Consider the following 20,035-nt stretch of genomic DNA (forward strand, 5'->3'; position numbering starts at 1 on the left):
CCAGTAGAATCAATGCCATGCACCCCGGCAAGCTTCCGCGGACCGGACAGCCGTGGGCCTGACCGGGGGATGACGGATGTGGCGGCTCGGGTTCGTTTCGCCAGGATGGCGTCCGGCTCGCCCGGGTTCGATCGTGCAGATCCTGCGTGACAGCAGGCTGATGGCGGATGCCACGGCTCGGGTTCGTTCGTGCAGAATGCAGGTCGGCGGTACCCGGTTCTCGGGTCATCCCCCGCGCAGGCGGGAGATCTACGGCTACCGGCGTCCACCGATAGATCCCCTGGACGAGCCGGGGGATGACGGATGGGGGCGGTGGCGGCTCGGGTTCGTTTCGTCATCGCAGTGCGAGCTGCGGCTCGGGTTCGATTGTGCAGATTGCGGACGAGGCAGGCCGGACGCTGCTCGGGCCTGGGCTCGGGTTCGTTTGTGCAAAACATGCGGTGACGGCTGGGTGGCATGACGGCATCGGTGCGTCCGGCAGGGCAGGATCACATCATAGCATGTAAAAGGTATCGGATCCTATAAGTCTGTGCCTGTCTGGCCGGACCTGCCGGAACCGCAGGCGGCATCGATGCATCTATCGCGGCGTGGGAAGCTCGACAGTCTGGCCCACAACATCGATGGCCAGCTTGCCTCGGAGCCCACGGGAACTCCCGCCTTCGAGCAGTTCATGCGCTTCACCGACCCGAGCCAGAGGAAGCACCGCGCCAATGACGGGTTGGATCAGGCCGCGTTCGACAAGGTTGGTCAGCGCGTCGAGCTTGCCTCGGTTCTGCCGGGTGAAGACGAAATGGTAGGCGGCGTTCTTTCCCCAGGCCTCGATCAGGTTTTGTGGCTGTGCGATGTCGACGATGCTGACCACCCGCCCGGCATCCGCAAGGGCAAGCGCGCTTCTCGTCAGGGTGTCGCCGCCGATCGTGTCGAACACGACGTTCACCCCCTGCCCATGCGTCAGGTCTGCGACGGCTGAAACGTAATCATCGGAGACGTAGTCTATCGCCTCGTCGGCTCCGAGCGAACGCACGAACGGGTGGTTGTCACGGCGCGCCGTCGTGATGACCCGTGCACCCCTCGCTTTGGCAAGCTGGATCGCCACGGTACCCACACCGCCGGCACCACCGTGGATCAGAATGGTTTCATGAACGGTAAGCTGGGCGCGGGTCACCAAAGCTTCCCAGACCGTGCCTCCGACCAGCGGCAGACTGGCAGCCTCCAGATGGTTGATGTTGTGCGGCTTGCGAGCGACCAGTTCGACATCGGCAACGTGCTGCTCCGCGTATGAGCCGGGGCCGCCGAAGATCTTGGGCGTGTAGTAAACCTCGTCACCTATGTCGAACTCGCTTACATACGCCCCCTTCTCTTCCACGACGCCGGACACGTCGTGGCCGATGATGGCAGGGAGCGGCACGTAGTCGGCGTAGTCGCCACGCCGGATCTGATAGTCCAGAGGATTGATGGCGGTGGCGTGAACGCGCACCCGGACCTGCCGAGGTCCGACGACCGATACGGCAACATCGCGCATCTCGAAAGCGTCGAAGCCACCGAATTTGCTGAGGACGATCGCCTTCATGGTGCCGGTCATGCTCCTACCTTTTTCCACACTCAACTGATGGTAAGAGCACCCTTAACGGATACACGCTGTTGCTGTAATACGCACAAAAGTTTCCCTAGGTGCATGGGATGATACCGACATGGTCAAGCGGCGCCATTCTGGTCCGGATTGCAATCCCGGTTGCGCGGTGGAGGCGGCAATCAGCCTGATCGACGGCAAATGGAAATGCGTTGCGCTCTGGTATCTTCAGGAAAGAGGTGAGGTCCGCTTCAACGAGTTGATGCGCCTGATGTCCGGGGTTACCCAGAGGACGTTGACCAATCAGTTGCGCGAACTGGAAGCCGACGGACTGATCAATCGCGTCGTCTACGCTCAGGTGCCACCCAAGGTCGAATACAGCTTGTCTGACCGGGGCCGGACATTCGTACCGATCCTTCTATCCCTCTCAGCCTGGGGAGAAGCCAATATGGACCTGTTCCAGCAATCTGGGACGGCAGCCTCGTAGCTCCTCGCCAAGCTGCAAGTCCGTGCGATGACACGGGCCCTTCCGAGAAGCCGATCAACGCCATGCGGATCAGGGCTGCGGCGCTCTGTTCCGGCCGAAGGGTGCGGCCGATGACAAGGAACTGCTGGATGGCCCACGTGGACCGGATCGAGTTCCAGGTCGTCCAGTAGGGCTGGCTCTGCGGCGGAGAGAGGGGTGACTCACCCTCCCGATTTTCCCCATTGACTTAGAGTGCGCTCGAACTCGTAGGTGTCTGGTCGTCCAAGACGTCGAAGGCAGGCGATGAGGATCGGTGACCTGGCAAAAGCCTGCGGGCTGAGCGTGCATACCATCCGCTACTATGAGCGGATCGGGCTGCTTCCCTATGCCCCGCGCGGGCGGGGCGGGCGGCGCGACTATGACCAGGGCATCCTGGTCTGGATCCGCTTCATCGGCCATCTCCGGGCGACCGGGATGCCGATCCGCGAGATGCTGCGCTATGCCAGGCTGCGGGCTGAAGGGCCCGCTACCGAGGGCGAGCGTTGCCGGATCCTGGAGGTGCATCGCGACCGGGTCCGGGCCGATCTCGCCGAGCTCAATGCCTGCCTTCGCGTCCTCGACCAGAAGATCGCCGCTTATGGCGCACCATCCGCAGAGGACGACGACCATGCCGACCCATCCCCCGTCCGACGACCGCTACCAGCGCGGCCTGAAGGCCCTGTCCGAGATCGACGGCCAGGCCGGTGAACGGGTCATCACCGCGATGGCGGACATCGCCCCCGATTTCGCGCGGATGCTGATCGAGTTCCCGTTCGGCGACGTCTACACAAGGCCGGGCCTGGACCTGCGCTCGCGCGAGGTCGCCACGATCGCGGCGCTGACCGCCATGGGCACCGCAACCCCGCAGCTCGAAGTGCATATCGAGGCCGGGCTGAACGTGGGCCTGAGCCAGGAGGAGATCGTCGAGACGATCATCCAGATGGCGGTCTATGCCGGCTTCCCAGCGGCGCTGAACGGGCTGTTCGCGGCCAAGCGGGTGTTCGCCGCCCGCGCTGGCCACGAGGCGGCATAGACTTCCACCGGGTCAGCGGGCCGGGTGGCGCACCGTGAGCGCAGATACCTCACTCAGGGTGACCTGGACCCGGTCGCCCGGCTGCAGGCGCGCCGCCCTGGCCTGCATGGCCGGATCCTGGAGCTCCGCCATCTCCTGGACGCCGTGCGCATTGGTGAAGGTGACGATGTGGGTGGCCGGGTCGTAGCTGTCGATCGTCACCGTCGTGGTGAGCGAGCTGCCGACCGCCATGCCGGGCATGGTGCCCTCGCGCGTGCGCATGACGCCCTGGTCGAGGATCTCGGTGGGCGCCCCGGTGGCACTGTCGGCCGAGCCCACCTTCAGCGCCGCGAGCTCGGCCACATAGGTGACCACGATCTCGTCGCCGATCCGGACCTGCTGCAGGTTGCGGACATCCGGCGGCGCGTACACCTGCGCGCGGCTGCCATCGGGCCGGCGCAGGGTGACCAGCCGACTGGTCATGTCGATGTCCTCGACGACCGCCAGCACTTCCTCCTCCGTCACCGAGGAGGTGGCGGGCGGGGGATTGCTCGGCACCGGGGTGGCGGCCGGCTGCGGCGGTGGCGGGGCGGCGGTGCAGGCGGCGAGCAGCAGGCCCGCGGCAGCGGCGACGATCACGGAACGCATCCTGGCCTCCCTGGCATGGCTGCTCTGGCCGGCAGCACCTGATCCGGGTCCTGCCATGAAAACGCCGGCATGGGAACGCGCTGCGGCCGCTCAGGCCGCCTGGGGCACACGACGCCATCGTCGGAAGTGGTCGACGATCCGCTCCTCCAGTTCGTCCAGGGCGAGCGAGCGGCGGCCGGCCGCGCGCTGCAGCAGGAGCTGCACGTCGGGAAGGTCCGGGAACCCGTCGGCCCGGCCGAACGAGCGCAGGCTGGCGGTCAGGTTGCTGGAGGCCAGGCAGGAGATGGCGAGGCCCGCTTCCATCGCGGCATAGATGCCGGCGATCGACACCGAGGTGACCGCGATGCGCGCCTCGCGGCCCTGCTCGGCCAGCGTGCGCAGCATGGCGGTGCGAAAGCAGCAATGCTCGCCGAACACCGCGAGCGGCAGGGGATCGCGCTCGTGCGCGCAGTGCTGGCGCGAACCCATCCACATGAGCGGCTCGGCATGGACGATCGTGCCGCCGACTTCGCCGTTGCCGCGGGTGGTCAGGGCGATGTCGACGCTGCCCTCACGGATCCGCTGCGAGAGCGTCATCGAAGGCTCGCAGACCACGTTCAGGGTGAGCTTCGGGTTGGCTTCGGTGAACAGGCTGAGAATCGATGGCAGATAGGTGGAGGCATAGTCGTCGGGCGTGCCGATGGTGATCTCGCCGGCCAGCTCGCGCTCGGAGAACTCCGCGATCGCCTCGCGATGCGCGCGCAGGATCCGGCGCGCATGCACCAGCAGCGTCTCGCCCGCGGGTGTCAGGCTGACATTGCGGCCCTCGCGCGTGAACAGGGGCCGGGCCACCATGTCCTCCAGCCGCTTCACCTGCATGCTCACCGCGGACTGGCTGCGCAGCACGCGCTCGGCGGCACCGGTGAAGCTGCCGGTCTCGGCGATCGCCACCAGCGTCGCCAGCAGGTCGGGATCGATCATCCGGTCCATGCTCGAACTCACATCAACTTTGTTGAAGCGAACCATCAATATTATGCGTTGGATTGATGTGAGCCGCCAGCGCATATTCTCGAACGTGAGGTCGTCCCTGGACCTCCCCCGTGATGGAGAAGGTGAATGTATGCCGAGAGCAACCGGCAGGTGACCACGCACGCCCTGTCCTCGACCTTCCAGCTTTCCGGTGGTGCCTGCACGGCGCCCGTGCGCAGCAAGAACGTCGTCGGCGGGGCCGAGGTCGCAGGTCGCGCGCAACCGGCCGGCATCGTCACCCGCCTCCTGCGCCTGTGGACCGACTGGCGCGCCCGCCGCGACCTCCAGCGCCTGCCGGACCACGTCCTGAGCGATATCGGCCTGACCCGGGCCGATGTGGAGCGCGAGGCCCTGCAGCCGTTCTGGACGCCGCTCGACTACGACACGCTGGAAACCCAGCGCCGGCGCGCGGCCATGACCCGGTCCAACCGCTACTACTGAGCCCGCCCCCCTGCAGGCACCATGCCCGGCCGCTTCCCCCCGCGGCCGGGCGTGGGTGCTTGCCTTCCCGTGCCCGATCGGGTGAAGAGCCCCGTGACCGGCGCGGGAGATCGAGATGCAGCGCGACTTCGACCTGTTGGCCTTCGGCGAGCCGCTCATGGAGTTCGCCGAGGTCACCAGGGATGGGGAGCATTTGTTCCTGCCGGGCCTGGGCGGCGACACTTCCAACGTGATCGTGGCGGCGGCCCGCCAGGGTGCGCGCACCGCGTTCATGGGTGCGGTGGGCGACGACCCGTTCGGCCGGCGGTTTCTGGAGCTGTGGGACCGCGAAGGGGTCGACCGCAGCTTCGTGCGCTCGCCGAAGGGCAGCCAGACCGGCATCTATTTCATCTCCTACGGCCCGGACGGCCACGAGTTCTCCTACCGGCGCGCCGGTTCCGCTTCCGCATTGGTGCAGCCGGACGACGTGCCGGCGGAACTGGTCCGGCGGGCGGCCATCCTCCATGTCTCGGGCATCAGCCAGGCGATCTCGGCCTCGGCCTGCGATGCGGTGTTCCACGCGATCCGAATTGCGCGCGAGGCCGGCACGGTCGTGGCCTACGACCCGAACCTGCGCCTGCGCCTGTGGCCGCTCGACCGGGCCCGCGCGATCGTGGACGCCACCGCGCGCTCGACCGACCTGCTCCTGCCGGGCCTGGACGACGCACGCCAGCTCACCGGGCTGGACGAGCCGGAGGCGATCTGCCGCCATTATCTGGCGATGGGGCCGCAAGTGGTGGCGCTGACCATGGGCAAGGACGGCACCATGGTCGCCACAAGAGAGCGGATGGTGGTGATCGAGGCGTTCCCGGTCCAGGCGGTGGACGCCACCGGGGCGGGCGACGTGTTCGACGGCTCGTTCCTGGTGCGCTGGCTTGCCGGGCGCGACCCGTTCGCCGCCGCCCGCTATGCCAATGCCGCGGCCGCTTTGTCCACGCTCGGCCATGGGGCGGTGGCACCCATCCCGACCCGCGCCGATGTCCAGGCCTTTTTGGCCAAGACGGACCGGCTGGCGCAGATGGATCGGGGGAGGGCCTAGCCGAAGTCCGGGCGGCGCTTGGCGAAGAAGGCGGCCCGGCCCTCGCGGAAATCGTCACTGGCGACCGCCTGGTCGCGCAGCTCCTCCATCCAGGGCGCGTGCGGCAGCCGGGCGGCTGCCGCTGTTATCAGTTGCTTGCTGGCGCGATGCGTGACGGCGGACAGGGCCGCGATCTCTTCGGCCAAGGCCATGGCGGCCTCGCCGGCGGGGCCGTCCGCTGCCCGGTCGGCCAGACCGATGCGCAGCGCCTCGGCGCAGTCCACCACCCTGGCGGTGAACAGCATCTCCTTGGCACGCACCGGGCCCACCACCTCCACCAGGGTCCGGGTCTCGCCGATCCCGTAGACCAGGCCGAGCCTGGCCGGCGGCGCGCAGAACCGGGCATCGGCGGCGGCCACCCGCAGGTCGCAGGCGGTAGCCAGCATCAGGCCGGCGCCGAAGCAGGGCCCGTCGACCGCCGCGATCGTCGGGACCTGCAGGTTGCGCACGGCCTGGAGCGCCCGGTCGACCAGCTCGTGGAAGCGGCGGGTCGCCTCCGGATCGGTCAGGCTGGTCTGGAGCATCTCGATGTCGTTGCCCGACGAGAACGACCCGCCTGCACCCTCCACCACCAGAGCCCGGACAGCTTCCGGAAGGCCCGTCGCCAGCTCCGCCAGGCGGGTCCACATCGCCTCGGTCAGCGCGTTGCGGCGCTCGGGCCGGTCGAGCGTGATCCGTCCGATCCGGCCGTGAAGGGTCCAGCGGATGTGATCATCGGCTGCCATGGCTTGCTCCGCTGCGTCCGCCCGGTGCCGCCGGCACCGGGCCGAACTCGTTACCTTCCGCCATGCCCCTGGCGAGCAGCAGCCACAGGAGGAAGCCCAGGCAGCCGGCCAGCAGCAGGGCGGTGCCGAGTGCCGTGGTCAGCGGCTCCCCCTGGGCCAGCAGTGCCACGCCCAGGATGCTGGCGCCGAACGGGACCGCCTGCAGCCAGCCGCTGCGGCCCAGGTCATGCAGGCGCTGGGCGGTCAGGCAGATATTGACCCAGCCGCCCACCACCGAGCAGCCGGCGCTGACCAGCGATGGTACCATGCCGCCCATGCCGGCGGCGATGGCGCTGATGACGCCGACACCGAGATTGACGAACAGGAAGTTGAGGAGGAACGACAGCCGCCCGCGCCGGCCGATCGTCGAGAACCAGTCCGGCCGTTCTGCCGGGGCGACATCTTCTTGTAGGGTGCTCATGTCCGATGCTGCTTCCGCTGGCCGGCCCGGTCACGCCGCCGGCGGGGGATACCAGTCGAGTTCCAGCAGCTGCTCGAACCGGTAGGGGCAGGCTTGGGGCATGGCAGCCGCCGCATCCTGCTCGCCATGGCGTGCCAGGGCGCGGGCGGCACGGCGCCGGCCGGCCTGCCAGCGCCGGTCGAGATCACGCCGCAGTTTCCGCTCGGTGCTGGGGCTGAGCCGGCGCAGGATCTCCGTGCGGGCTTGGTCGACCGTGTCCTCCCAGTCGGCCCGCGGCTCCCTGGCCGGGCTGTACTGCAGCTTCAGGAGGTGCTCGATGATCCGCTCCAGCTGGCTTTCCATGCCATGGAGGACCTCACTGCCCATGTCGGCCACTTCGATCGCGAGATGCTTCAGGTCGAGCGGGCCGTTCCAGCGGGCGCGGGCCAGCCGGCGCAGCTCCTTCGCCTGGACCCTCGTCCAGGCATAGAAGTCGGTCTCGTAGAGCTGCTCGATCTCGCTGGGCATCGATCCTCCGTCGCCGTCCAAGGATAGGGACGGGCGCGGGTGGCTCCAAGCACCTTGCGGGCGTAGGCGGTGGTCCCGGGCCTAGCCCGCGTGCTCGGTGACCGGCTCGGCGGCGCGCAACTGCTCGCCCCAGTCGCGCATGCTGAGCAGCACGGGCTCCAGGGAACGACCGAGCTCGGTGAGCTCGTATTCGACCTTGGGCGGGACTTCCGGATAGACGATGCGGTTGACGATGCCGTCGGCTTCCAGCTCGCGGAGCTGCAGCGTGATCATCCGGGCAGTGGCCGAAGGCGTGAGCCGGCACAGCGCGTTGAAGCGCAGCTTGCCCTGCAGGAGGTGGAACAGGAGCACGGGCTTCCAGACGCCGCCGATCACGGACAGGGTCGCCTCGACCGCGCAGCCGGTCCGGCCAGCCCGGCGCCGCTGGGTGCGGCGGGCAGTGCTATCATTCATGATACTACATGTTCCGTTTGTGCGTACTGCTGCCGGGAACCTCGTCAGGCTAGCTAAGGTGCCGGCGCGGGTTCGCGCAAGCGATGGATCAGCCGGGGAAGGCGGGAAGGCGGTCATGGACAAGATCGAGCTGCTGGGGCTGGTGGCGGGAATCCTGACGACCCTGGCCTACCTGCCGCAGGTCGCGAAGACCTGGCGGACCGGCAGCGCCGACGACTTCAGCCTGTCGACCCTGCTGATGCTGGTGGCCGGCATCGCGCTGTGGACGATCTACGGCGTGGTCCAGGATGCGCCCTCGGTCTGGATCGCGAACGGCATCACCATGGTGCTGGCCGCTTCTATCCTGGGCATGAAGCTGCGCCGGCCCCGGCCGGTCCTGGACTGAAGCCGGAGTGACTGGCCGGCCAAGCTGGACGGGAACGTGAGCCGGATCTGGTTCGTAGGCGGCCATCCAGGCGCAGATCCAGGGCTGCTGGCTCTCGAGATATGGGGACAGCGGCTTCCGGGCTCTGCGTATCGATTGGACACCTTCCCGGTTCCTGCAGCCGCCGCTGGCCCCCCGCGTCCCGCTAGGACCTGGCCGCCTTGGCCAGCACGACGATCAGCAGGAAGAACAGGCTGGTCACCAGCATGCCGATCAAGCCGCCCTGCAGCCGGTGGATATCACGTTCATTCTTCTTCCGGAGTGCCGCAGTAGCGGCCTCCTGCTTCTCTGATTCCTCTCTCCGGCGGATCTCGGCCAGGCGTGCGGCCTGCTTGAAGGTGAACACGTCGTCCTTCTGCAGGGCATCCTGATATTCGCGGGCGTCGAACGGCATCCCATCTGCTCCCTGATATTCCCGGGCCGGCAGTCCGGCCCGCTACCATCCAGCCTGTGCAAGCAATGGCAGATGGATAGACAAGGGGAGCCGGGCCGGAAAGATCACCGGCAGCAGGGCGTCAGTCCTCGTAGGAATGGCCGGCGCGCAGGCCGTCGCGGATGCGGCGGGACAGTTCGGCGAACTTGGGCGTCTCGCGGATGTCCAGGCTGCGGTCGGCTGGGAAATCGCTGTCGATCACGTCCAGGATCCGGCCGGGCCGGGGGGACATCACCACGATCCGGGTCGACAGGAAGGCGGCCTCGGCGATCGAGTGGGTGACGAACACCACGGTCTTGCCGGTGGTCCGCCACAGATGGAGGAGCTGGGCGTTTAGGTGGTCGCGGGTGATCTCGTCCAGCGCGCCGAACGGCTCGTCCATGAGCAGGAGGTCCGGCTCGAACGACAGGGCGCGGGCGATCGAGACGCGCTGCTGCATGCCGCCGGAGAGCTGCCAGGGATATTTCTGCTCGAAGCCTTCGAGGTTCACGAGCTGCAGGTTGCGGCGCGCGCGCTCACGGCGCTCGGCGGCGGCGATGCCCATGATTTCCAGGGGCAGGGTGACGTTGCGCTCGACCGTGCGCCAGGGATAGAGGGCCGGGGCCTGGAACACGTAGCCATAGCCGCGCCGGCGGCGGTTCTCTCCCGGTGTTCGGCCGTTCACCATGATGGTGCCGCCGGTGGGCTGCTCCAGGTCGGCGATCACGCGCAGGAGCGTGGTCTTGCCGCAACCCGAGGGGCCGATCAGGGACACGAAGGCGCCCTTCTCGATCGTGAGCGAGACGTCGGACAGGGCATGGACGGGGCCGTCGCGGGTCTGGAACACCAGCTCCAGGCCGCGTGTCTCGACCACCGGGCCGGTGGTGGCCACCGCTCGCGTCATCGTGGAAGTCTGCACCCTGGCCTGGTCCTGCCGGTTCGCCGCACGCAGCGAGCCTAGGGGCAGACGCCCGCCAGGACCAGAGCCGGGCGGGCGTCGCAGGAGCGGTTCAGCCGGCCAGCCGGTCGACCTGGGCGCGCCTGGCCAGGCGGCGCTGCTCGACCGCGCGGGCCAGCTTCTCCAGCACCTCGACCGAGGTCGTCCAGTCGATGCAGCCATCGGTGATGCTCTGGCCGCGCACCAGCGGCACGCCGGGCTTCAGGTCCTGGCGGCCGGCCAGGAGGTGGCTCTCGATCATGACGCCCATGATCCGCTCCTCGCCGCCGGCCAGCTGCCGGGCGACGTCGTCCATGACCAGGGGCTGGTTCTCGGGCTTCTTGGCGCTGTTGGCGTGGCTGGCGTCGATCATCAGCCGGGGCTGGACCTTGCAGCGCAGGGCTTCGTCGGCCGCCGCCGCGACGCTCGCGGCATCGTAGTTGGGCTGCCTGCCGCCGCGCAGGATGATGTGGCAGTCGGCATTGCCGGTGGTGTGGGCGATGGCGGAGCGGCCGGACTTGGTGACCGCCAGGAAGTGGTGGGGGTGCGAGGCCGACATCACCGCCTCGGCGGCGATCCGCACGTTGCCGTCCGTGCCGTTCTTGAAGCCTACCGGGCAGGAGAGGCCCGAGGCCAACTCGCGATGGACCTGGCTCTCGGTGGTGCGCGCCCCGATCGCCGCCCAGGTCACCAGGTCGGCAATGTATTGCGGCGTGGTCATGTCCAGGAACTCGCAGGCCGCGGGCACGCCCAGGTCGGCCACGTCGCGCAGCACGCCGCGGGCCAGGCGCAGGCCCCGATCGATCCGGAAGCTGCCGTCCAGGTCCGGGTCGTTGATCAGGCCCTTCCAGCCGACCGTGGTGCGCGGCTTCTCGAAATAGACCCGCATCACGACCTCGAGCTGGCCCTCGAAGCGCCGGCGCTGCTCGGCGAGCAGGCCGGCATATTCCAGGGCCACCTCGGGGTCGTGGATCGAGCAGGGGCCGATCACCACGGCGAGACGGTCGTCCCGGCCGTGCAGGATGTCCTGGAACGCCTTGCGCCCCGCCAGCACGGTGCGGGTGGCGGCGTCGCTGCGGGGGATCTCCCCGATCACTTGCGCAGGCGTGCTGAGCTCGGTGATCTCGCGGATGCGCAGATCGTCGGTTGCGGTCGACATGGGCGGGAACTCCAAGGGTTCGGGCCATACCGGCGGCAACAAAAAAGCCGCCAGTGGGGCTGGCGGCTGTTCCGGGATATTTCGCTTCAGTTCATCCGATCGCGCACCCCGATACCTCCGCCCTTGGCCTGCGGTAGCCAAAAAACCAGAAGTAGGTGGTGCCGGCAGCGATCATGGGCAGGCCTTATAGGCGTGGCGGATCGGCTTGTCACCTGCCGAGATCAAGGGGGACGACTTGCGGACCTCGGTACGCGGGCGGTGGCCGATCGCCCGGCAGGATTTGACAGGACTTTCCACTGGCTTCCAGAAACTTCCACGAGGGCGGCAGGACTTCCGGGTACCAGCCGTGCCATCCGTATCGATGGCTCGGTGGATCCACCGGTTTTTCGGGTCGCATCGTATGGCCGGAGGAAACATGAAGACCTGTTCGCAGCCTGCGCCTGGCATCGACCGCATCCGCCGCTCGCTCCTGGGCGTGCTTGCGGCGGGGCTGCTCCTGGGTGGCGGCACGCTGCCTGTCGCGGCCGCGTCCAGCCGCGAGGCCCTGCGAGCGGAGATGACGGAGGCGCTGCAGGAATATCTGGCGGAGCGCCGGAAGGTCGAGATGATCAGCGGGATCTCGGCCTTCGTCAGCCTGAAGGACGGCGAGACCGGGATCAGCGCGGTTGCCGGCACCACCAGGCTCGTCGACAGCGGCGAGCGGATCACGCGGCGAACCCTTTATGAGATCGGCAGCAACACCAAGCAGATGACGGCGGCCGTGCTGCTGCGGCTCGAGGCCAAGGGGCTGCTCGACATCGACCAGACCGTCGGGGACTGGCTGCCGCAGTACAAGGCCTGGCGGCATGTCAGCATCCGCCGCCTGCTCAACATGACCAGCGGCATCCCGACCTATACGGAAGCGCCCCGGTTCATGGACATCCAGGCGCACCGCCCGAACCAGCACTTCACGCCGGAACAGCTCGTCGCCTTCGCCTATCCGACGCCTGGGAACCAGCTGCCGCCGAGCACCGGATGGTTCTATTCCAACACCAACTACATCCTGGCCGGCATGATTGCGGAGAAGGCGTCTGGCCGGAGCATGAAGCAGCTCTACCAGAGCTTCATCTTCGGCCCGCTCCACATGAAGGACAGCCATTACGAGCCGCGGGCCTTGCCCGAGAGCGTGATCGCCCGGATGTCGAGCGGCTACTTCAACAACCCGACCTGCGGCGAGTACGAACCCGACTGCACGGTGGCGCCCTTGGCCCCGCTGGTGGGCAAGGACATGCGCCGCGCCGACATCAGTTGGGCGGGGGCGGCCGGCGGGATCGTGTCGACGCCGCGCGACCTGCAGCGCTGGGTGCGCGGCCTGTTCGGCGGGCGCGTTTTGCCGCCCAGGCAGCTCCAGGAGATGCTGGAGCTGGTCTCGTCGGAGACCGGCAAGCCGATCCGCGAGACCACGGCCGAGGATCCGCGCGGCTTCGGCCTGGGCGTGGCGGCCGCCTATGCGCCGGGCCTCGGGCATTTGTGGTTCTACGAGGGGGTGACGCTCGGCTACCGTGCGGTCTACTTCTACTTTCCCGAGGACGACCTGGTGGTCACGGTGTTCGCCAACAGCCAGGCACCGGAAGGAAAGGACGAGCTCCCGCCCCTGGCGCTCAGGCTGTACGAGATCATCAAGGACCGGCCGGCACCGGATGACGGCCCCGAGGCGCCCGAGGATTTCGACTGAGGCATCAGCCGGCCCGCTTTGGCCGGATCAGGCAGACGAGGTGCTCGCGTCGGGGAGCCGTCGCGGGCCGGCGGCTCGTGCTCGCTTGCGCATACTGCTCGGGCGCCTGACGCCGGACGTTGATGCGGGTGCGTCGATGGTTCGTATCCCCCTGGTGAGAACCGCTGGCAGGCACCCGACGGCCGCGATGATCTTGCGGCCGAGCGGCTGGCTGGGGAGCCTCAGCCCTGATCGGCGGGAATGTAGGGGATCAGTCCGTTTTCGAACGCGACTTCCTGCACCTCGCGCGGCATGGTCCGCAAGTCGACCAGGAAGCCGTTGACCTCGGCCATCCACACCAGTGGGTTGGTTTCGAGCAGGCTCGGCAGCATCCAGCCGGGGTTCAGCCGGTTGACGTCCAGGACGCCTCCGATGACGCGGGCCTTGGCGCTCGCGGTGCTCTGGCCGACCCCGAACGCGCTGCAGAGATCCGCCAAGGTCATGTGCGGCTGCGTCGTGGGGTCGGAAAGGAAGTTGACCCGGCCCAGTTCGTAGAGGATGGCGCACGCCCAGGTCCGCGGCTGGCCCGAGGCAAGCGGGCTGGGTCGCTTGCGGCAGAGCGCAGCGGCCATGTCACGCGCCAGCTCGGCGTAGTCTGGGCTCAGGTGCTCCCAACAGACGGCGTCGGTCAGGTCCACGATGACGTCATAGGTCGCCTGCATGGTTTTGGGTACAGACTTTGGGCGGTTGAACTTCGCCATGCCGAACCTCGCGCCGGTGAGCCTGATAGCAAGCGGGCTCAAGCCGACGAGATAGCGCGAGCGGCTTGCCAGTTCCACGGCATCAGCTCGTCGAGCCGATGCGCAGGAGGCCCGGTGATGCGACCGAGGGCATCCGCGAGCCGGGCCCGTTCCGCAGCATTGTTCGACAGGCAGATTCGCCCGTCAGCAGAAGGCGGCTCTCAATGGAGGATCACGGTGGTTCCGCATCGTTCGTTTGTACAGATCGAGGTCGTGGGCGGATTTCGTCCCGGCTCCAGGCCTGCCCGACGAGTGCCGAAAGAGCGTCAGGACCAGCGCGTGGATCGCTGGATCGGGGAGCTTCCGATCCGCTGGCAGGCGGTCGAGCCGGACAATCCCGCCGGGGCACGGGGCGCAGGCGAGGAAAGCAGAAGGCAGATACCGTAAGACGAAAGACCGACACTCATACTTGCGCTGGAGTTGTTAAAGCATGGCGATCATGCGTGATCAGCATGCTGACGCCGGATATTATTTTGTGTGATAACGTACCGATCTTTCACCGGGTCTGGCGCCGGGCGGCGTAGAGGGCGCCGTTCCCGCCATCGACGGAGCGGATGATCGGGCCATGTCGCTGGAGCAGTCGGTCGTCCGCAACCACCTGCTGGCCATGCTGCCGGCCCAGGAATTCCAGGCCCTGGCACCGTACCTGGTGCCCGTCGATCTGCCGGCACGGCAGATCCTCCAGCATCCGAGCGAGCCGATCCGGGCGCTCTACTTCGTCGAGGATGGCTGGATCTCGCTGCTGATGGCCCTGCAGGACGGCAGCTCGGTCGATATCGGGATCGTGGGCCGGGAGGGGATGATCGGCACGCCGATCCTGCTCGGGTCTGACCGCTCCATCGTCGAGGCCATGGTCCAGCGGGCCGGTTCCGGCCTCCGGCTCGACGCCCAGCACCTGCAGGATGCACTGCGCGCCAGCCCGTCGCTGCGGCAGCTATTGATGCATTTCTCGCTGGCGCTCATGACCCAGGTCGGCCAGATGGTCGCCTGCAACCGCCGCCACCCGATCGAGCAGCGGCTGGTGTGCTGGCTGCTGATGGCGCACGACCGCGGCGATGGCGACGACCTGCCGATGACCCACGAAGCGCTGGCCGCGACGCTGGGCGTGCGCCGCGCCAGCATCAGCGTGGCCGCGGGCGCGCTGCAGAAGGCGGGGCTGATCCGCTACGCCAGCGGCCGGATCACCATCCTCGACCGGGCTGGCCTGGAGGCGGCGGCCTGCGAGTGCTACAGTGTAGTATGTGCGGAATACCGGCGGCTACTCGGCAATGATGGGGCAGTGTAGGGTCGCCTTCTGGAAGTCCGTACGCTACCGGACTGCTGTTCCCGGATTACCCGGCTAGTTTCCCCCTATTGCTGGAGGAGGGCTGGGATGGCGACCCAATATTGGAACCGTCGACTTGCTGTAGAGCCGGAAGGGGCGGAAGTCGCTTCTGCCGGGGCGGGCGAGCAGCCGTGCGCCGGCCCTGCGCGGGCGGAGGTGCCGCGCGGCCAGCCAATCGGCATTCCGGTGCGGTTCGCGCGCCGGAATGCCGATTTGTTGCACAACGTCGCCGAGACCCTGGGCAGAGGCGGCCCCAAGGCCGAGCGCCTGCGCGCGCTCCTGCGCCGCCTGGAAACGTTGCCGGTCGATGAGGTGATTGCGGAGTGGCACCTCCCTATCGGGAGCCGCCGGCGTCACTGAGCGGGTCCCATCGGCGCCAGGGGCATGCAGACAGCACCTGGCGCCGGCCACCGAATCCTGAGGGCTCGAGGGCCGGCGGCCTGGTGAAGCCGGTGCCGGCCGATGGCTGGCGGAATCGGCCCCCAGGCCGTCAGGCCGCCTGGGCCATGGTCAGCACCGCGCGCAGCATCACCTCGCAGCCGGCCGCCAGGTCCTCGGGCTTGGCCGATTCCTCCTCGTTGTGCGAGAGGCCGTCCTTGCAGGGGATGAAGATCATCGAGGTCGGGACCTTGCGCGCGGTATAGGCGCTGTCGTGACCCGGGCCGCTGACGATGCGGCGATGGCGGTAGCCGGCCTCCTGCGCGGCGTTCTCGACCGCTTCGATGCAGTCCGGGTGGAACTCGACCGGCGGAGAATCCCAGAGCCGCTCGACCTGGAACGGCAGCTCGTCGCGGGCGCAGGCGGCCTCGACCGCGGCCCGCAGGTCCCGCTCCATCGCATCCACGGTCGCCGTCTCGGGATGGCGCAGGTCGACCGTGAACCAGACCTCGCCCGGGATCACGTTGCGCGACGGCTTGGCGATCTTGATCTCCCCCACCGTCGCGACCGCGGCCGGCGGGTATCGGCGGGCGATCTCGTCCAGCGCGATGATCACCTTGGATGCCGCCACCAGCGCATCCTGGCGGCGCGGCATCGGGGTCGAGCCGGCATGGCTCTCCTTGCCGGTGATGGTCACGTCCAGCCAGCGGATGCCCTGCACGCCGGTGACCACGCCGATCTGCTTGTCCTCGGCCTCCAGGATCGGGCCCTGCTCGATATGCAGCTCGAAATGGCACTTCCAGTCGGCGGCCTGGCAGGGCTTGTCGCCCTTGAAGCCGATCCTGGCCAGCTCCTCGCCGAACGTCTTGCCGTCCCGGTCCTTCAGCCCATAGGCCCAGTCACGGTCGAGCACGCCCGCCCACACGCCCGACGAGACCATGGCCGGGGAGAAGCGCGCGCCTTCCTCGTTGGTCCAGTTCACGACCATGACCGGGTGGTCGGTCTCGTAGCCGGCATCGTGCAGGGTGCGCAGCACTTCCAGCCCGCACAGCACGCCGGCCACCCCGTCGAACTTGCCGCCGGTGGGCTGGGTGTCGAGATGGCTGCCGATCACCACGGGCGGCAGGTCGTCCCGCTTGCCCGGGCGACGGGCGAACATGTTGCCCATCTCGTCGACCTCGACCGTGCAGCCGATGGCTTCGACCCAGGAGCGGAACAGTTCGCGGCCCTGCTTGTCCAGGTCGGTCAGGGTCTGGCGGTTGCACCCGCCCTTGGGCGTGGCGCCGATCTTCGCCATCTCCATGAGCGAATCCCAGAAGCGCTGGCCGTCGATGTGGAGATTGCTGGGCTTCTGGCTCATCGGCTCCCTCGCTCCGGGCAACAGGCGGATCGGCGAAGGGCTATGCCCTCCAGGGGACCTTGTCCAGACGGCGCCCGTGGGGGCTGTCGCGGTACTGCCGCCGAACGGTCATGTGCCTGTCCCGCCAGCCGAGCAAAACCCCCGCCCAGCGATGGATTTTCTGCAGCGTCGTGCGAGGGATCGGGCATGAGGGCCTTCAGGCAGCATTTGATGATCGGGGCGGCCAGCGCGCTGGTGCTGGCGGCGGCACCGGCATCCGCCGCCTATTTCGAGCGGGTGGCGACCTTCCCGGTGTACGGGAACCTGGCGGACGGCACCGATCCCGCGACGGAGACGGCGGCCGAGATCATCGCCGCGACGCCGGACGGCATGACGCTGATCTACAGCGACAGCCCCGGCGGGCAGATCGGCTTCATCGACCTCACCGAGCCTATGGCACCTGAGCCCCTGGGCACCCTGGCCATGGAGGGCGAGCCGACCTCGGTCACCACGGTAGGCAGGGTGGCGCTGGTTGGCGTGAACACGTCGGAGAGCTATACGGCACCATCCGGCCATGTCGCGGTGGTCGACCTCGCCAGCCGCGAGGTGCTGGCGCGCTGCGACGTGGGCGGTCAGCCGGATTCGGTGGCGGCCAGCCGGGACGGCAGGTTCCTGGCGGTGGCGATCGAGAACGAGCGCGACGAGGAGGTGAATGACGGGACGATCCCGCAGCTGCCGGCCGGACACCTGGCGATCCTGGACTTGGATGAGGACGGGGTGCCCGGCAATTGCGAGAGTGTGCGCAAGGTCGATCTCACCGGGATCGCGGCGGTGGCGCCCGACGACCCGGAACCGGAGTTCGTCGACGTGAACGAGGCCGGTATCGCCGCCGTGACCTTGCAGGAGAACAACCACATCGCCCTGGTCGACCTCGCCAGCGGCGAGGTCACCGGGCACTTCCCGGCCGGGAGCGTCGACCTCGACCGGATCCCGACCTCGAAGGAGGCGCTGATCGAGCCTTCCGGCAGCCTGAAGGCGGTGCCGCGCGAGCCGGATGCGATCGGCTGGCTGTCCGGCGACCGCGTGGTGACCGCGAACGAGGGGGACTGGCAGGGCGGCTCGCGCGGCTTCACCGTGTTCGACGGTGCCGGCGAGGTCCTCTTCGAGAGCGGCAGTCTGCTGGAGCATGTCGCGATCCGGCACGGCATGTACCCGGCCAAGCGGGCCAAGGCGAAGGGCAACGAACCGGAAGGCATCGAGATCGGCAGGTTCGGCGGCGAGGAGCTGATCTTCGTGGGCTCCGAGCGGGCCAACATGGTGACGGTGTTCGCCGACAGGGGCGGGGATGCGGCGCCGGAGTTCCGCCAGGTGCTGCCTACCGGCGTCGGACCGGAGGGGCTGCTGGCGCTGCCTGACCGCAACCTGTTCGTGGTCGCGGCGGAAACGGATTCGGCCGAGGACGCGGTCCGTTCCAACGTGATGATCTACCAGTACGGTGCCGAGGCTCCGTCCTTCCCGAGCATCGTCTCGGCGGACGTGGACGGCGTGCCGATCGGGTTCGGCGCGCTGTCGGGCTTAGCGGCACAGGGGGATGGCAGGCTGTTCGCCGTTTCGGACAGCTTCTATGCCAGCTCGAAGATCTTTGAGATCGACCCGTCGCAGCGGCCGGCCGTGATCACCCGTGCCATCACGGTGACCAAGGACGGGCAGCCGGTCCATTACGACCTGGAAGGGATCGTAGCGAAGCCGGAGGGCGGCTTCTGGCTGGTGTCCGAGGGCAACATGGAGCGGGCGGAGAACCCGACCGAGAACCTGCTGCTCGACGTCGCCGCGGACGGCACGGTGCAGGGGGAGATCGCCCTGCCGGAGGAACTGGCCGCCCAGGCGATCCGGTTCGGCTTCGAGGGTGTCGCCGTGACCGGCGATGGTCAGGACCAACGCGTGGTGGTGGCGATCCAGCGGCCCTGGAAGGACGATCCGGAGAACCAGGCGAAGCTCGGCTTCTATGCGCCGGCGAGCGGGGAATGGACGTTCGCCCGCTATCCGCTCGACGCGCCGGCCGGCAAGGGCTGGATCGGCCTGTCCGAGGTGACGGCGCTGGGCGACGGCCGCCTCGCCTTCATCGAGCGGGACAACCAGGGCGGGCCTGCCGCCGCGGTGAAGAAGGTGACGCTGGTCGATCTCGCCGGCATCACCCCAGCACCGGCCGGCCAGGACCTGCCGGTGGTGACCAAGCGCACGGCCATCGACGTGCTCCCGGCCCTGCAGGACCTGAACGGCTGGACCATCGAGAAGATCGAGGGCCTGGCGCTGCTGCCGGACGACCGGCTCGTGATGGTGTCCGACAATGACGGTGCTGCGGATGCCTCAAGCGAGGCCCGCTTCCTCGACCTCGGGCCGCTGGCGGCCAGCAACTGACGCAGGCGCCTGCCCGTCGCCGGTGCGGCGGGCGGGCACCCGGTGGAGGACGGAGGCCCAGGCGACCACCATCAGGGCGCCCACCACCGTGATGTGCTCCATCACGAAGAAGAACTCGAGGGTGCGGAACGGCTCTTCCATCGTCCAGAAGTGATGCGCGATCGGGATGGTCAGGACGGTGAACACCGCGAGCGCCCCGGCACCCAGCCAGGTCCAGCGGTTCAGGATCACCAGGGCCGAGCCGCCCAGCTGCACGACGATCGTGGCGAGGTTGAACAGGACGGCGGGCTCCAGGCCGAAATGGGCCATCTCGGCTACCCCGCCCTGGAAGTCGAGCAGCTTCACGAGCCCGCTCATCCAGAACATGAAGGTCAGAACGGTCCGGGCGAGATAGCCGAACCAGCTATTGTGGAGTATCGCGCCAATCGCACGCGGCATGATTATCTGTCCCTGTACATATCCGCCGGGCTGGCCGGCGCTGCGCTGGATAGCACGACGCCGGACGCAGGCTGTGATTTTCAGCACAGGGGCTTCCGGCTGCCGGCCCTCCTGCCGCCATCGGCGGGTATCATGCGGTTCTTGCCCGGGTCGGCCGTGCCTGATCAGCCGGCCGGATGAATGAGCCGGGCCGGTCGCGCGACTCCCTTGACGGGTCCCGCAAGCTGCCCAAAGGTCCGCGCAGGATCGGGAGGGGCAATGATCCGA

At 68.2% G+C, this 20,035-nt stretch carries 23 protein-coding genes; 10 read left to right on the plus strand and 13 right to left on the minus strand.

Features of this window, described 5'->3' with window-relative positions:
• Window positions 1–577 precede the first annotated feature (577 nt).
• Window positions 578–1,582 carry a zinc-dependent alcohol dehydrogenase family protein gene (locus tag HLA95_RS15625; protein WP_191061306.1) on the minus strand — a complete coding sequence of 335 codons (1,005 nt, stop codon included), beginning with the start codon at window positions 1,580–1,582 and terminating at the stop codon, window positions 578–580.
• 109 nt (window positions 1,583–1,691) lie between these two features.
• Between HLA95_RS15625 and HLA95_RS15630 the strand changes: the two genes are divergently transcribed.
• From HLA95_RS15630 to HLA95_RS15640, 3 genes are all read left to right on the plus strand, one after another.
• Window positions 1,692–2,057, plus strand: a complete 366-nt coding sequence (locus HLA95_RS15630; RefSeq protein ID WP_191061307.1) for a winged helix-turn-helix transcriptional regulator — start codon at window positions 1,692–1,694, stop codon at window positions 2,055–2,057.
• Window positions 2,058–2,339: 282 nt separating this feature from the next.
• Entirely contained in the window at window positions 2,340–2,783 is a 444-nt protein-coding gene (locus tag HLA95_RS15635) for a MerR family transcriptional regulator (RefSeq protein WP_191061308.1), read from the plus strand.
• Window positions 2,704–3,108: a carboxymuconolactone decarboxylase family protein gene (locus tag HLA95_RS15640; protein ID WP_191061309.1), complete on the plus strand. Its 405-nt coding sequence runs from the start codon at window positions 2,704–2,706 to the stop codon at window positions 3,106–3,108. Before HLA95_RS15635 ends, HLA95_RS15640 begins: the two co-directional genes overlap by 80 nt.
• 12 nt (window positions 3,109–3,120) lie before the next feature.
• On the opposite strand, the gene HLA95_RS15645 is transcribed toward HLA95_RS15640, so the two are convergent.
• Together HLA95_RS15645 and HLA95_RS15650 are read right to left on the minus strand one after the other, a co-directional pair.
• On the minus strand, window positions 3,121–3,735 hold the full coding sequence (locus HLA95_RS15645) for a hypothetical protein (protein ID WP_222183793.1): 615 nt from the start codon (window positions 3,733–3,735) through the stop codon (window positions 3,121–3,123).
• A 90-nt stretch (window positions 3,736–3,825) separates the two neighbouring features.
• Window positions 3,826–4,704 carry a LysR substrate-binding domain-containing protein gene (locus tag HLA95_RS15650; RefSeq protein WP_222183795.1) on the minus strand — a complete coding sequence of 293 codons (879 nt, stop codon included), beginning with the start codon at window positions 4,702–4,704 and terminating at the stop codon, window positions 3,826–3,828.
• Window positions 4,705–4,830: 126 nt separating this feature from the next.
• On the opposite strand from HLA95_RS15650, the gene HLA95_RS15655 reads away from it, so the two are divergent.
• The gene (locus tag HLA95_RS15655) at window positions 4,831–5,184 is read left to right on the plus strand and encodes a DUF1127 domain-containing protein (RefSeq protein WP_191062109.1); all 354 of its coding nucleotides are present in this window, start codon (window positions 4,831–4,833) and stop codon (window positions 5,182–5,184) included.
• 115 nt (window positions 5,185–5,299) lie between these two features.
• Window positions 5,300–6,262: a sugar kinase gene (locus HLA95_RS15660; RefSeq protein WP_222183796.1), complete on the plus strand. Its 963-nt coding sequence runs from the start codon at window positions 5,300–5,302 to the stop codon at window positions 6,260–6,262.
• On the opposite strand, the gene HLA95_RS15665 is transcribed toward HLA95_RS15660, so the two are convergent.
• The 4 genes from HLA95_RS15665 to HLA95_RS15680 form a co-directional block, all read right to left on the minus strand.
• On the minus strand, window positions 6,259–7,026 hold the full coding sequence (locus HLA95_RS15665) for an enoyl-CoA hydratase/isomerase family protein (RefSeq protein WP_191060797.1): 768 nt from the start codon (window positions 7,024–7,026) through the stop codon (window positions 6,259–6,261). The two genes, HLA95_RS15660 and HLA95_RS15665, sit on opposite strands and share 4 nt — an antisense overlap.
• Window positions 7,013–7,486: a DUF805 domain-containing protein gene (locus HLA95_RS15670; RefSeq protein ID WP_191060796.1), complete on the minus strand. Its 474-nt coding sequence runs from the start codon at window positions 7,484–7,486 to the stop codon at window positions 7,013–7,015. The genes HLA95_RS15665 and HLA95_RS15670 overlap by 14 nt, the downstream gene beginning before the upstream one ends.
• A gap of 30 nt (window positions 7,487–7,516) precedes the next feature.
• Window positions 7,517–7,993 (minus strand): DUF29 domain-containing protein, encoded by a 477-nt coding sequence (locus HLA95_RS15675; protein WP_191060795.1) that lies wholly within the window; start codon window positions 7,991–7,993, stop codon window positions 7,517–7,519.
• Between the two features lie 81 nt (window positions 7,994–8,074).
• The gene (locus HLA95_RS15680) at window positions 8,075–8,446 is read right to left on the minus strand and encodes a winged helix-turn-helix transcriptional regulator (protein ID WP_191060794.1); all 372 of its coding nucleotides are present in this window, start codon (window positions 8,444–8,446) and stop codon (window positions 8,075–8,077) included.
• Between the two features lie 115 nt (window positions 8,447–8,561).
• Here HLA95_RS15680 and HLA95_RS15685 point away from each other — a divergent pair, with 115 nt between their 5' ends.
• Window positions 8,562–8,831, plus strand: coding sequence for a SemiSWEET family sugar transporter (locus HLA95_RS15685; protein ID WP_191060793.1), 270 nt, complete (start codon window positions 8,562–8,564; stop codon window positions 8,829–8,831).
• Between the two features lie 184 nt (window positions 8,832–9,015).
• Here HLA95_RS15685 and HLA95_RS15690 read toward each other — a convergent pair whose 3' ends face one another.
• The 3 genes from HLA95_RS15690 to HLA95_RS15700 all read right to left on the minus strand — a co-directional run bounded on the left by HLA95_RS15690 (window position 9,016) and on the right by HLA95_RS15700 (window position 11,378).
• Window positions 9,016–9,264: a hypothetical protein gene (locus tag HLA95_RS15690; RefSeq protein ID WP_191060792.1), complete on the minus strand. Its 249-nt coding sequence runs from the start codon at window positions 9,262–9,264 to the stop codon at window positions 9,016–9,018.
• A 121-nt stretch (window positions 9,265–9,385) separates the two neighbouring features.
• Complete coding sequence (locus tag HLA95_RS15695; protein WP_191060791.1) at window positions 9,386–10,186, minus strand: ABC transporter ATP-binding protein; 801 nt, start codon at window positions 10,184–10,186, stop codon at window positions 9,386–9,388.
• A gap of 106 nt (window positions 10,187–10,292) precedes the next feature.
• A complete protein-coding gene (locus HLA95_RS15700; RefSeq protein WP_191058081.1) occupies window positions 10,293–11,378 on the minus strand; it encodes a 3-deoxy-7-phosphoheptulonate synthase in 1,086 nt (361 codons plus the stop codon).
• A 415-nt stretch (window positions 11,379–11,793) separates the two neighbouring features.
• Between HLA95_RS15700 and HLA95_RS15705 the strand changes: the two genes are divergently transcribed.
• Window positions 11,794–13,092: a serine hydrolase domain-containing protein gene (locus tag HLA95_RS15705; RefSeq protein ID WP_191058082.1), complete on the plus strand. Its 1,299-nt coding sequence runs from the start codon at window positions 11,794–11,796 to the stop codon at window positions 13,090–13,092.
• A gap of 221 nt (window positions 13,093–13,313) precedes the next feature.
• Here the strand turns inward: HLA95_RS15705 and HLA95_RS15710 are convergent, their stop codons facing one another.
• Window positions 13,314–13,910 carry a DUF6398 domain-containing protein gene (locus HLA95_RS15710; RefSeq protein ID WP_223861376.1) on the minus strand — a complete coding sequence of 199 codons (597 nt, stop codon included), beginning with the start codon at window positions 13,908–13,910 and terminating at the stop codon, window positions 13,314–13,316.
• Between the two features lie 526 nt (window positions 13,911–14,436).
• On the opposite strand from HLA95_RS15710, the gene HLA95_RS15715 reads away from it, so the two are divergent.
• Together HLA95_RS15715 and HLA95_RS15720 are read left to right on the plus strand one after the other, a co-directional pair.
• Window positions 14,437–15,156 (plus strand): Crp/Fnr family transcriptional regulator, encoded by a 720-nt coding sequence (locus HLA95_RS15715; protein WP_223861377.1) that lies wholly within the window; start codon window positions 14,437–14,439, stop codon window positions 15,154–15,156.
• 87 nt (window positions 15,157–15,243) lie between these two features.
• Entirely contained in the window at window positions 15,244–15,555 is a 312-nt protein-coding gene (locus HLA95_RS15720) for a hypothetical protein (RefSeq protein ID WP_191058083.1), read from the plus strand.
• A gap of 130 nt (window positions 15,556–15,685) precedes the next feature.
• On the opposite strand, the gene HLA95_RS15725 is transcribed toward HLA95_RS15720, so the two are convergent.
• Complete coding sequence (locus HLA95_RS15725) at window positions 15,686–16,933, minus strand: M20 family metallo-hydrolase (protein WP_191058084.1); 1,248 nt, start codon at window positions 16,931–16,933, stop codon at window positions 15,686–15,688.
• Between the two features lie 186 nt (window positions 16,934–17,119).
• Between HLA95_RS15725 and HLA95_RS15730 the strand changes: the two genes are divergently transcribed.
• Window positions 17,120–19,330: an esterase-like activity of phytase family protein gene (locus tag HLA95_RS15730; protein ID WP_191058085.1), complete on the plus strand. Its 2,211-nt coding sequence runs from the start codon at window positions 17,120–17,122 to the stop codon at window positions 19,328–19,330.
• On the opposite strand, the gene HLA95_RS15735 is transcribed toward HLA95_RS15730, so the two are convergent.
• Window positions 19,280–19,768 carry a DoxX family protein gene (locus tag HLA95_RS15735; protein ID WP_191058086.1) on the minus strand — a complete coding sequence of 163 codons (489 nt, stop codon included), beginning with the start codon at window positions 19,766–19,768 and terminating at the stop codon, window positions 19,280–19,282. The two genes, HLA95_RS15730 and HLA95_RS15735, sit on opposite strands and share 51 nt — an antisense overlap.
• Window positions 19,769–20,035: the final 267 nt, after the last annotated feature.

The organism is Geminicoccus harenae, from assembly GCF_019800005.1.
In the GTDB taxonomy this organism is placed as follows: domain Bacteria; phylum Pseudomonadota; class Alphaproteobacteria; order Geminicoccales; family Geminicoccaceae; genus Geminicoccus; species Geminicoccus harenae.